Annotated in this window: 10 protein-coding genes, 2 tRNA genes and 1 pseudogene; 6 read left to right on the top strand and 7 right to left on the bottom strand. The window is 61.4% G+C overall.

What is annotated here, in order from left to right; all coding sequences use genetic code 11:
- From AC1D1X_RS06640 to AC1D1X_RS06615, 6 genes and pseudogenes are all read left to right on the top strand, one after another.
- A pseudogene (locus AC1D1X_RS06640) lies at positions 1-95 on the top strand (2,3,4,5-tetrahydropyridine-2,6-dicarboxylate N-succinyltransferase); the annotation flags it as partial.
- A 157-nt stretch (positions 96-252) separates the two neighbouring features.
- A complete protein-coding gene (locus AC1D1X_RS06635) occupies positions 253-1,398 on the top strand; it encodes a PilT/PilU family type 4a pilus ATPase (RefSeq protein ID WP_477669503.1) in 1,146 nt (381 codons plus the stop codon).
- Between the two features lie 49 nt (positions 1,399-1,447).
- Complete coding sequence (gene dapE, locus AC1D1X_RS06630) at positions 1,448-2,674, top strand: succinyl-diaminopimelate desuccinylase (protein ID WP_477669502.1); 1,227 nt, start codon at positions 1,448-1,450, stop codon at positions 2,672-2,674.
- Positions 2,671-3,585, top strand: a complete 915-nt coding sequence (gene prmB / locus AC1D1X_RS06625; protein WP_477669501.1) for a 50S ribosomal protein L3 N(5)-glutamine methyltransferase — start codon at positions 2,671-2,673, stop codon at positions 3,583-3,585. Before dapE ends, prmB begins: the two co-directional genes overlap by 4 nt.
- 109 nt (positions 3,586-3,694) lie before the next feature.
- Positions 3,695-5,707, top strand: a complete 2,013-nt coding sequence (locus tag AC1D1X_RS06620) for an ABC-F family ATP-binding cassette domain-containing protein (protein ID WP_477698008.1) — start codon at positions 3,695-3,697, stop codon at positions 5,705-5,707.
- A 67-nt stretch (positions 5,708-5,774) separates the two neighbouring features.
- On the top strand, positions 5,775-6,278 hold the full coding sequence (locus AC1D1X_RS06615) for a hypothetical protein (RefSeq protein WP_457280831.1): 504 nt from the start codon (positions 5,775-5,777) through the stop codon (positions 6,276-6,278).
- 81 nt (positions 6,279-6,359) lie between these two features.
- Here AC1D1X_RS06615 and AC1D1X_RS06610 read toward each other — a convergent pair.
- The 7 genes from AC1D1X_RS06610 to tolB form a co-directional block, all read right to left on the bottom strand.
- Positions 6,360-6,435: transfer RNA gene (locus tag AC1D1X_RS06610), tRNA-Lys, on the bottom strand.
- A gap of 8 nt (positions 6,436-6,443) precedes the next feature.
- Positions 6,444-6,519 (bottom strand) — tRNA-Lys (locus AC1D1X_RS06605).
- Between the two features lie 93 nt (positions 6,520-6,612).
- On the bottom strand, positions 6,613-7,392 hold the full coding sequence (locus tag AC1D1X_RS06600; RefSeq protein ID WP_477669499.1) for a tRNA threonylcarbamoyladenosine dehydratase: 780 nt from the start codon (positions 7,390-7,392) through the stop codon (positions 6,613-6,615).
- A 29-nt stretch (positions 7,393-7,421) separates the two neighbouring features.
- Positions 7,422-8,537: a YeeE/YedE family protein gene (locus AC1D1X_RS06595; RefSeq protein WP_477669498.1), complete on the bottom strand. Its 1,116-nt coding sequence runs from the start codon at positions 8,535-8,537 to the stop codon at positions 7,422-7,424.
- 66 nt (positions 8,538-8,603) lie between these two features.
- Complete coding sequence (gene ybgF / locus AC1D1X_RS06590; protein ID WP_477698009.1) at positions 8,604-9,359, bottom strand: tol-pal system protein YbgF; 756 nt, start codon at positions 9,357-9,359, stop codon at positions 8,604-8,606.
- A gap of 20 nt (positions 9,360-9,379) precedes the next feature.
- Complete coding sequence (gene pal, locus AC1D1X_RS06585; RefSeq protein WP_477669497.1) at positions 9,380-9,913, bottom strand: peptidoglycan-associated lipoprotein Pal; 534 nt, start codon at positions 9,911-9,913, stop codon at positions 9,380-9,382.
- A 61-nt stretch (positions 9,914-9,974) separates the two neighbouring features.
- Positions 9,975-11,264 carry a Tol-Pal system beta propeller repeat protein TolB gene (gene tolB / locus AC1D1X_RS06580; protein ID WP_477698007.1) on the bottom strand — a complete coding sequence of 430 codons (1,290 nt, stop codon included), beginning with the start codon at positions 11,262-11,264 and terminating at the stop codon, positions 9,975-9,977.
- Between the last annotated feature and the right edge of the window lie 171 nt (positions 11,265-11,435).

Below are 11,435 nucleotides of genomic sequence, written 5' to 3'. Positions count from 1 at the left end.
GCGGCAAGTACAGCATGTACTGCGCGGTGATCGTCAAGCGCGTGGACGCAAAAACCCGTTCCACCACCAGCCTGAACGATTTACTCCGCGACTAGACATGGCCCCCACGCTTCTCGCTTCGCGTAGTGCGCTGCCCCCCGAGGGGGCCGCTGCGCCTGCGGCCCGGCAAAGCCGGTTCCGCGGCCCCTGCTGGCGAGGAACCGTAAGCCGGGTGGCCAACGTTGTATTTCATTTCAATCAAGAGGGTGGACTATGAGCACGATGGAAAGAATCCTGCGTTTGATGGTGGACAAGAAGGCGTCTGACGTCTACCTGTCGGCCCATTCGCCCGCCCTGATCAAGATCAATGGCCAGGCCATCCCGATCAATGCGCAGATCCTGCCGCCGGAGGCGCCGCGCAACCTGCTGGCTGAAGTGCTGCCGCCCGAGCGCATCGAAGAGATGGAGGAAATGGGTGAGCTCAACATGGCGCTGCCAATTGCCGGCCTGGGCAACTTCCGTATCAGCGGATTCAAGCAGCGCAGCACCTACGCCGCCGTGATTCGCTATATCCCCAGCGATATCCCGCCGCTGGACAGCCTGAACGTGCCGCCCATCCTGGCCGACCTGATCATGGAAAAGCGCGGCCTGCTGCTGATGGTGGGCTCCACCGGCGCCGGCAAAAGCACCACACTGGCCTCCATGATCGATCTGCGCAACGAGACAACGCTGGGCCACATCCTCACCATCGAGGACCCGGTCGAATTTTTGTTCACCAACAAGAAGTCTGTTGTGAACCAGCGCGAGGTCGGCAGCGATACACAATCGCTGCAGGTGGCGCTGAAAAATGCGTTGCGGCAGGCGCCTGACGTCATCCTGATCGGTGAAATCCGCGACCGCGAAACCATGTCGGCGGCCATTGCCTATGCGCAATCGGGCCATTTGTGCCTGGCGACCATGCACGCCAACAACAGCTACCAGGCGCTGAACCGGATCCTGAGCTTTTACCCGGTGGAAGTGCGCAGCACCATGCTGGGCGATCTGGGTGCCGCGCTCAAGGCCATCGTGTCGCAGCGGCTGCTGCGCACACAGGACGGCGGCCGAACGCCGGCGGTGGAAGTCATGCTCAATACCAAGCTGATCTCCGAGTTGATCGAAAAAGGCGATTTTTCAGGCGTCAAGGAAGCGATGGAAAAATCCATGGCCGAAGGCTCACAGACCTTCGAGCAGGACATCGCCAAGCTGATCGTGGCCGGCACCGTCACACGCAAGGAAGGTGTTCTCTACGCCGACTCGCCGACCAATCTGATGTGGCGGCTGGAGAATGACTTTGCCGTCAAGGCCAAGACACTGGAGCCAGAAGAGGACCCGGATGACGAACCGTCCTTTACGGAAATCACGCTGGACGTGAAGCACTAAAAACACGGCCGCGCTCGTTTCGGGCCGGTGTTAACAGGCCCTAAACGACATGTCCCGAACCCTGCATCTGGCTGAACAGCTGATTTCCCGCCCCTCCGTCACGCCTGACGACGCAGATTGCCAGGCCCTGCTGATCGCACGGCTGGCGCCGCTGGGCTTTCGATGCGAAACCATCGTCAGCGGCCCTGCCGACTTCCGCGTCACCAACCTGTGGGCTCGGCGTGAAGGGAAATCTCATGATTTAAGGGCTGCAGCCCAATCAGGACGGGCGCAAGCAGCTACTGAATTAATAGCAAAAAGCGATAGCGCCGCGCCGGCCAAAACCCTGGTGTTCGCCGGCCACACCGACGTGGTGCCCACCGGCCCGCTCGACCAGTGGCACAGCCACCCGTTCACCCCGAGCCATCGCGACGGAAAGATGTACGGGCGCGGTACCGCCGACATGAAAACATCGATCGCGGCGATGGTGGTCGCAGTCGAGGAATTCCTGGCCGCCCACCCGGATCCGGCCTTGTCGATCGCCTTCCTGATCACCAGCGACGAGGAAGGCCCGGCCGTGGACGGCACGGTCATGGTCTGCGAGCAGTTGAAAGCGCGCGGAGAAACGCTGGACTATTGCATCGTGGGTGAACCCACCTCGGTCGAGCGCCTGGGCGACATGATCAAGAACGGCCGCCGCGGCACCATGAGCGGCAAGCTCACCGTGAAGGGCGTGCAGGGCCATATTGCCTACCCGCACCTGGCCAAAAATCCGATCCACCTGTTTGCACCGGCTCTGGCCGAACTGGTGGCCACCGAATGGGACAAAGGCAATGCTTTCTTCCCGGCCACGAGCTGGCAGGTCTCCAACATCCACGGTGGCACCGGMGCGTCCAACGTCATTCCGGGCGAGCTGGTGGTGGACTTCAATTTCCGCTTCTGCACCGAATCCACCCCCGAAAGCCTGCAACAGCGCCTGCAAGCCGTGCTCAGCCAGCACCAGCTGGAGTACGACCTCAAATGGACCCTGGGCGGCCTCCCCTTTCTGACCACTCCGGGCACGCTGGTGGATGCGGTGCGTGGAGCGATCCAGGCTGAAACCGGCCTGAGAACCGAGCTTTCGACCACGGGCGGCACGAGTGACGGCCGCTTTATCGCCAAAATCTGCCCGCAGGTCATTGAATTCGGCCCCCTCAACGCTTCGATCCACAAGATCAACGAGCATGTTCTGGTGAGCTCACTCGATCCGCTCAAAAACATCTACAAAGGTGTTCTGGAACGACTGGCGGCAGCATGACGAGCCCGGCAACTCCTGCTTCATCGCTGACGGTGCTGGCGCTGGTCGAGGAAATGGCCGCCAGGCTGGAAGCGGCAGGCCTGCACTTTTCAGACGGATTCGGGCAAGGCACGACCAACGCCTTCGACGAGGCCGCGTGGCTGGTGCTGTGGAAGCTTGGGTTGCCGCTGGACGACCTGGATTCTGTAGAGAATCGGCCTGTAACCCAAGAGGAACGGGCGCAAGCAGCTATGCTTTTGGAAGCACGCATCAGCACCCGCAAGCCGGCGGCTTACCTGACGAACGAAGCCTGGCTGATGGGCGTGCCCTTTTATGTGGATGAGCGTGTGATCATTCCACGCTCCCTCATTGCCGAGCTGCTGGCCGACGCCAGCATAGACCCCTGGCTGGGCGAGCACACCCACCGCGTGCTTGACCTCTGCACCGGTAACGGCAGCCTCGCGGTGCTGGCGGCCATGACCTACCCTGACGTGGTGGTGGACGCCGCCGACATCAGCCTGGACGCTCTGGAGGTGGCCCGTATCAATGTGGACCGTCATCGTCTCGACGGCCGCATCACGCTGATCGAATCTGACGGCATGGCTGCCTGCGCGGGCCTGTATGACCTGGTTTTGTGCAACCCGCCCTATGTGAACGCTGCCAGCATGGCGGCCCTTCCGGCCGAATTCCGGGCTGAACCCGGCCTGGCACTGGACGGTAACCGGCACGGCGGCACCGACGGTATGGACTTCATTCGAGACCTTTTTCAAAGCGCCGCACGCCATATGAGCGAAAATGCCGTGCTGGTGCTGGAAATCGGCAATGAGCGCGAGAATTTTGAGCGCGCTTTCCCGACGCTTGAACCGCTGTGGTTCGAAACCAGCTCGGGCGCCGACCAGGTCTTGCTGCTGACGCGCGAACAACTGGCCTGAAGGCCAGGCCGGTRCTCAGCCCCGGCCTGGATGACTGGCGCAGCGCTTGCATGGCAAGCGTGTGCGACGCCCCACCGCTCCGAATACTTTTCCTGAAGCTTTTTATTAAATGATTACCCTTAAAAACGTCGTGCTGCGCCGCGGCGCCAAAGTGATTCTGGACGGTGCGTCCGTCACCCTCAACCCCGGCGAAAACGTTGGCTTGGTGGGGCGTAACGGCGCGGGCAAATCCTCGTTGTTTGCCATGCTCAACGGCACGCTGCATGAGGACGGCGGTGAGTTTTCGATTCCTACGCAATGGCGCATGGCCCAAGTAGCGCAGGACATKCCCGAAACCGAGCAAAGCGCCACCGAATACGTCATCGAAGGCGACGTAGTACTGATGGCCGCGCAGGCCGAAGTGGCGGCCGCCGAGGCCAGCGGTGACGGCGACCGCATGGCGCACGCGTATATGGAGCTGTACGACTCCGGCGCGCATGACTCGCAGGCCCGCGCGCAGGCATTGATCCTGGGGCTGGGCTTCAAGGTCAGCGAACTGGACAACCCCGTCAACAGCTTTTCCGGCGGCTGGCGCATGCGCCTGCAACTGGCGCGCGCGCTGATGTGCCCGTCTGACCTGTTGCTGCTGGACGAACCCACCAATCACCTGGATCTGGACGCACTGGTCTGGCTGGAAGCCTGGCTCAAGCGCTACCAGGGCACCATGCTGGTCATCAGCCATGACCGCGAATTTCTCGACGCCGTGACCGACGTGACGGTACATATCGAAAGCGCAAAACTCACTCGCTACGGCGGCAATTACAGCAAGTTCGAAGATTTGCGTTCCGAGCAGATGGCGCTGCAACAGACTGCGTTTTCCAAACAGCAGGACAAGATTGCCCACCTGCAGAAGTTCATCGCCCGCTTCAAAGCCAAAGCCAGCAAGGCCAAACAGGCGCAAAGCCGCGTCAAGGCACTGGACCGGATGGAGAAGATCGCCCCGCTGCTGGCTGAAGCCGACTTCACTTTCGAGTTCAAGGAGCCGGCCAACCTGCCCAATCCCATGCTGTCGATGYAGAACGCCTACTTCGGCTACCCACCGCTTGAAGACGCCCCGGAAGGTACGCCGCCCACAGTCATCGTGCAGAACGTCAGCAAGTCGGTGCTGGCCGGACAGCGCATCGGCATCCTGGGCGCCAACGGGCAGGGCAAGTCCACACTGGTGAAAACTGTGGCGCGCGCACTCGCGCCCATCAGCGGCGAGATGATTGAGGGCAAGGGCCTGAACATCGGCTACTTCGCCCAGCAGGAGCTGGACGTGCTGCGCCCGGCCGACAACCCGCTTGAGCACATGATCCGCCTTGTAAAGGAAGTCACCGCCGCCGGCAAGATGGGCAACCAGCCTACACGTGAGCAGGATTTGCGCAGCTTTCTGGGTAATTTCAATTTTGGCGGAGACATGGTCAAACAGGCCGTGGGCAGCATGAGTGGCGGTGAAAAAGCACGCCTGGTGTTGTGCATGATCGTCTGGCAGCGCCCCAACCTGCTGCTGCTTGATGAGCCGACCAACCACCTGGACCTGGCCACGCGCGAAGCCTTGTCGATGGCACTCAATGAGTTTGAAGGCACCGTCATGCTGGTGAGCCACGACCGCGCGTTGCTGCGCGCCGTCTGCGACGAGTTCTGGATGGTGTCCCAAGGCGGCGTCGCCCCCTTTGACGGCGACCTGGACGACTACCAGAAGTACCTGCTGGACCATGCCAAACGCCAGCGCGAGGAAGCCAAAAAGACCGGCAGCGCGACCCCGGTTGCCGCTGCCAAGTCAGTTACCCCCGCTGCGGCAGCTGAAGAAAAGAAAGCCGTGCCGCGCGAGACGCCCGAGCAACGCAAGCTCGATGCACAGCGCCGCCAGCAGCAGGCCGAAGCCACCAAGCCGCTGCGCAAGGAAATCGAGAAAATCGACCTTCGCATGAAGGCACTCACCAGCGAGCGCGACAGCCTTCAAGCGCTGTTGACCACCACCACCGCGCCGGCGGAGATCGCCCAGACCGGCAAGCGCCTCAAGGCCATCGAGGGCGAAATAGACATGCTGGAAGAACGGTGGCTTGAGCTGACCGAACAGATCGAGACGGCTGCAGTGTAAAGTGGCGAAAGGATCCTTGACGGCACCACGCCGCCGGGGTCACCCATTTTGTGAAAGGGCCCGATTGATGCCTTCAGCCTTGCACATGGCCGCGGACGACGCGGCACTTGAAGCCGCCGTCAAACGCAGCCGCAAACTGCTGAACAAGCGCGCCATGGTGGCGGCCGCAGCCAGTGCCGTGCCGGTGCCTGGGCTGGACTGGGCGGTGGACGCGGCGATGCTGTCCCGGCTCATCCCGGAAATCAACAGGGAGTTCGGTCTCACGCCCCAACAGCTTGACAGGCTGGAGCCCAGAAAGCGCGACCAGGTGCAAAAAGCCGTCACGCTGGTAGGTTCGGTGCTCATCGGAAAATTTATCAGCCGTGACCTTGTCATCAAGGCTGCCACCAAGATCGGCGTTCGCCTGACCACCAAACAGGTTGCCAAGTATGTGCCACTGGCCGGCCAGATCGTATCGGCCGCAGTCGGCTATGCGGCGATACGCTACCTGGGCGAAGAGCACATGAAAGACTGTATCCGGGTGGCGAAGCAGGCGGAGATGGAGCTGCCCTTGCTGGGCTACTCGGCTTGAGCCCGCAAAGCCCGCCTTCGGGAGTTTGTCAGCAGAACAACAAAAAAGGACCTAGCCTTGCGGCTAAGTCCTTGATGTACTTGGTGGGTTCTGACAGATTCGAACTGTCGACCTACGGATTAAGAGTCCGCTGCTCTACCAACTGAGCTAAGAACCCGGAAATTCTGGTGGGACCAGCGGGGGTCGAACCCACGACAAACGGATTAAAAGTCCGCTGCTCTACCAACTGAGCTATGGTCCCAAGAACGTATCTTGCGATACATCCCGGTATTTGCTGCTTCGAGGGCAGCAAAGCCTTGAATTATAGCGTGATTTTTTAAGCCTTCGCAAAAACTCAGGCCGCAATTTTGTCGAGTGCCCAGCCGGCCGCGCATAGGCCGAAGGTCGAGGTCACGCTGACGACCGATCCATAGCCGTGGCAGTTCAGACTGCCGTCGCTTTGGTCTGCGGCATCGGGCTGCAGCACAGCCTCGCGGCTGAAGACACAGGCTACACCTATCTTGCCTTTGCGTGCGCCGCCGTGCTCCTTGCGCAGCCGGTAACGCAACTGCGCCAGCAAGGGGTCGTGCGTGACCAGCGACAGGTCGTCGATGTCCACGCGGTGCGCCAGCCGCTTGCCGCCCGCGGCGCCTACACTGACCAGATTCACCTTGTTGGCAATCGCCCAAGCTGCCATGGCGGTTTTGGCTTTCACCTGGTCGCAGGCGTCGATGACGGCCAGCTGCTTGCGGTCAAAGCCCTCTTCGAGGCCCAGGATGCCCGGCCAGTTGGCGGCGTCGACAAATTCCTCGATGCCGTCCACGCGGCAGCCCGGGTGAATCTGCGCGATGCGTTCGCGCATGGCCTGCACCTTGGCCTGCCCCAGCGTGCTGTCCAGCGCATGGACCTGGCGGTTGATGTTCGATTCGGCGATGTGATCGAGGTCGATCAGGGTCAGGCGGGCCACGCCGCTGCGGGCCGCGGCCTCGGCCGCCCAGGAACCCACGCCGCCCAGGCCCACCACCACAACGTGCGCCCGGCGTATGCGCTGCGCCCCCGCCGCGCCGTAAAGGCGCGCCAGGCCGCCGAACCGGCGCTCCAAGTCGGCGGGAAGTTCTTCGATGAGGGATGTCATTGGAAATGCGGATCGTTGCCGGGACGTGCTCAGGCAGAACGTTCCAGCCGCCAGATCTGGTACTTCAATCCCGCCACGCAGCCCGCGAGAATGGCAGCCAGCGCCACAAAGCTGGTCGCGCTCAGGGTCGAGATGCCCGACAAGCCCTGTCCCACGGTACAACCCATGGCGCAGACGCCGCCTACGCCCATCAATGTGGCTCCCACCAGGTGATTGGCAGTGTCTTCCGCGTCACGAAAACCTTCCCAGCGGAAACTGCGCGACAGCACGGCGTAGACGGCCGAACCAACCACCACACCGAACACCGACACGATGCCCAGCGTGAGCACCTTGCTCTTGTCGCTGAAAAACATGAGCCAGTCTACGGTGTAAGCCACGGGCGAGACAAAACTCAGCGCCTCGGCGCGGCCCGAGTTGGTGGCGAGAAAGGCTTCCTGCAACGTCTCCGGATGTTCGGCCACATAGCCCAGGCGCCCGCTGACCCACCACATGGCCGCAATGACGCCGCCAATGCCCAGACCTGCAAGCAGGTTATCAAAGCGACGGAAGTCCTGGCCGAACAGCGCCCAGACGATAAGGCCCAACCCGATGAGGATGGCCAGGCCGATACCGGCGGCGGCGGGTGTGATACCGATGGCGCCGGCCACCCAGTTGGGCAAGGTCGCATTGGCCGTGAAATCGACGGCAATCTTGTCGACCGTAGCCACACGGACCACAGCCGTGATGCCTTTGAGTGTCGCAAAAGCTGCGATGCCCATCACGGCAAATACCACGACGGACTTGAGGCTGCCCCCTCCAATACGCACCAGCGTTTTGCTGCCGCAGCCTGAAGCCAGGACCATGCCAAAACCGAACATCGCGCCGCCCACCGATGCGGAAAGCCAGATAAAACGGTTGGAGGCATACAAGGTCTTGGATGGATCAATCACACCGGCCGCGGCCATGGTGAAAAACCCGATCATGGCTACACCAATCGCCATTCCCCACATGCGCATACGGGTCCAGTCACCCATGTTCACGATGTCGCTGACGGCGCCCATGGTGCAGAAGTGCGTTCGCTGGGCAATCGCGCCAAAAACCATGGCGAGAATAAAACCGGCCCAGAGAACGTGGGCCGTGAGACTATTGAGTGCGGAGATGTCCATCGCCCGATTTTAGGGGCGAATGATCTTTGCCCCCGGGCCRGCCGGATAGCCTGCCCGAGGTGCGGCTTACTTCAGCTTGGCCAGCCGTTCCTTGGCGACGGAAGCCGCCTCGGCCTGGGGATAGGTCTTGACCAGGTCCTCCAGCGTCTTGCGGGCCGACTTGGTGTCCTTGAGTTCCACCTGGCAGTTGGCCAGCGAAAGCATGGCCTCCGGCGCGCGCATATGATCGGGTTCAGCCGTCACGAGCGAGCGGAAATTAGTCACCGCGTCGCGGTAGTTGCGCAGGGCGTACTGCGCATTGCCCAGCCAGAACAGGGACGATGTCCGGTAGCCGGTTTGCGGATAACGCTTCAGGAAGCCCAGGAAGCTCGYCTGCGCTGCTGCGAAGTCGCCCTTGCGAAGCGTGGCCAGTGCGGTTTCGAACTCCTGTTTTTCAGCGGGCTCGGCCACAAATTCCTTGCCGTCCACATTGACTTTGCCGGGCTCGAACTTGCGCAGACGCTCGTCCACGCCTGTCGTCAGGTCTTTCTGGGTGCGCTGCATCTCGGCCACGCTGCGCGTCAGGTTTTCGTTCTGCCCACGCAGGTTGGCGACTTCGCTGCGCAGTGCCTCAATCTGATTGGACAGGTCGAGTACGCTGCGGCGCAACTGAGCGTTGTCTTCCGTGTTTTTCCGCACGTCATCGGCCATGCGCAGCTGCGACGCATCGACCTTTTGCCGCAAATCGAGGATCGCCCGGCGGGCCTCATCGTCTTCAAACAGGCCGGCGTTTGCATTGAACGCCAGCACGCAGGCCGCGGCTACCGCGGCATACCGAAACATGTTCACGGTTCGGGCCCCGTTTAACGGTAGTTGAGTTCAGCGCGGCGATTCTTCGCCATGGAGTCCTCATCAGAGCCCGTAGCTGCCGGCTTTTCCTTGCCGAAGCTCACGGCCTCGACTTGCGGATCAGCCACGCCCAGCAAGCCCAGCGCGCGGCGAACTGCCTCAGCGCGCCGTTGGCCCAGAGCCAGGTTGTACTCGCGGCCGCCGCGCTCGTCGGTATGGCCTTCAATAGCCATCTTGCGGCCCTTGTTGGCCGTCAGGTATTTGGCATGGGCCTCGATTGCTCCCTGGAACTCGGGCTTGACCACGTAGCTGTCGAAGTCAAAGTAGATGACCTTGGTGGTATTGGCAGGGCCCGCCAACGAGGCATCGGCGCCTTCAACCTGTACCGGCGCAACAGCACGGCCAGTCGCGCCTGGTGTACCGCCTTGCTGGGTCGTGCCGGTGCGATCCTCGACCGGCACGTCGTTCAGCTTGACGCCGGAACCGCAGGCTGCCAGCGTGGCCGCCAGGACAAGGGAGAAGATGATTGAAAAAACGGTGCGTTTCATGAAGTACCTCTACAAAAAAATAGGCCGTATGGAAAACAAAAATAATGCCGGGTGTTGCCGGTCACCGCTGGAAAGGGCCCCAATCGGGTTCCCGGATGTCACCGCTTGCCCCGGACAGTCTTGCCTTGATCTTGCCGTCCAGCGTTGTAGTCATCAGGGCTTCCCTGCCCTGCTGCTGGGTGGCATACACAATCAATCGGCTGTTGGGTGCAAAGCTCGGACTTTCATCGGCCGTGGTTTCGGTGATTGGAGTGACCGTACCGCTGGCAAGTTCCATGACGTGCAGCTTGAAGGCGCCGCCCACCCGGGAAACATAGGCCAGCCATCGACCGTCAGGGCTGAGCGCCGGGGAGATGTTGTAGGTCCCGGTAAAGGTGACCCGCTCGGCATTGCCACCATTGGGGCTCATGCGGTAGATTTGCGGCGCGCCGCCGCGGTCGCTCACGAAATAGATGTAGCGACCATCGGGCGAGAAGGCAGGCTCGGTGTCTATGCTGGAAGATTGAGTCAGCCGTTTGGGCTCGCCCCCATTGAGGCCGATCGCATAAAGCTGCGAACCACCGTCGCGGCTCAGCGTCGCCACCAACTGTTTGCCGTCCGGCGACCATGCGGGCGCGCTGTTGGAGCCTCGAAAGTTGGCCAGCAGGCGTCGCTTGCCGGATGCCACGTCGTGTGCGTAGATCACCGGCTTGCGCGACTCAAACGACACATAAGCCAGTTGGGAGCCGTTAGGTGACCAGGCGGGCGAAATAATGGGTTCGGGGCTGGTCAGGGCCGACTGCGCGCCCTCACCGTCGGAGTYGGCCACCCAGAGGTTGTATTTCTGGGCCGCCTTGGTCACGTAAGCGATACGCGTCGAGAAAATGCCTTTTTCGCCAGTGAGTTTTTCATAGACAAAATCGGAAATGCGGTGTGCAGACAGCCGCAAGTCAGCAGGCCCTACCGTGTAACTCTGGCCTCCCAAATCCTGTCCGCGCACGATATCCCAGAGGCGAAGACGAACATCAAAACGACCATCTGCCAACGGGGAAATGCTGCCGGTCACCATCGAATCAGCGCCTTTTTGCTTCCAGGCAGCCAGATCCGGGCGGGTATTCTCATCCGCGACGATCCCTGCGGTATCGATCGGTCGAAACATGCCACTACGTTCAAGGTCTGCCCGGACGATGGCGCCGATCTTTTGCGGTGCCTGCGCTTCTCCCCGAAACGTGGCGATGGCGATGGGCAGTTGGGTCAGGCCAACTCCGGAAACCTCAACGCGAAATTGCGCCAGAGCCGGCACTGCCGGGAGCGTGGCAGCAACCAGCATTCCAGCAATGGTGCGACGGCGAATAAGGGGTGTGATGCTCATGGTTTTTTTTCAGGTCAATGCAAATGCGTTATTTTGATGGGTGTTTGAGGGGCAATCTGGCCCAGCCCTTTCTCCGCCTGCGTGACAGCAGTTTTCATGCGCTGGAGCACCCTGTTTTTATTGATGGATTCCTGGTCGCGCCTGTTCTCTCGGTGCCAAAGATGAAATACT

Source organism: Polaromonas sp. P1_G4, assembly GCF_056405475.1.
The sequence above is the reverse complement of the archived record's forward strand: the minus strand, read 5'-3'. Positions and strand labels throughout refer to the sequence as shown.

What these genes read in the sequence shown, in the direction of transcription:
- AC1D1X_RS06615 (WP_457280831.1), top strand. Translation starts at nt 5,775, where the DNA reads ATGCCTTCAGCCTTGCACATGGCCGCGGACGACGCGGCACTTGAAGCC.
- AC1D1X_RS06595 (WP_477669498.1), bottom strand. Translation starts at nt 8,537, where the DNA reads ATGGACATCTCCGCACTCAATAGTCTCACGGCCCACGTTCTCTGGGCC.
- AC1D1X_RS06600 (WP_477669499.1), bottom strand. Translation starts at nt 7,392, where the DNA reads ATGACATCCCTCATCGAAGAACTTCCCGCCGACTTGGAGCGCCGGTTC.
- AC1D1X_RS06635 (WP_477669503.1), top strand. Translation starts at nt 253, where the DNA reads ATGAGCACGATGGAAAGAATCCTGCGTTTGATGGTGGACAAGAAGGCG.
- pal (WP_477669497.1), bottom strand. Translation starts at nt 9,913, where the DNA reads ATGAAACGCACCGTTTTTTCAATCATCTTCTCCCTTGTCCTGGCGGCC.
- prmB (WP_477669501.1), top strand. Translation starts at nt 2,671, where the DNA reads ATGACGAGCCCGGCAACTCCTGCTTCATCGCTGACGGTGCTGGCGCTG.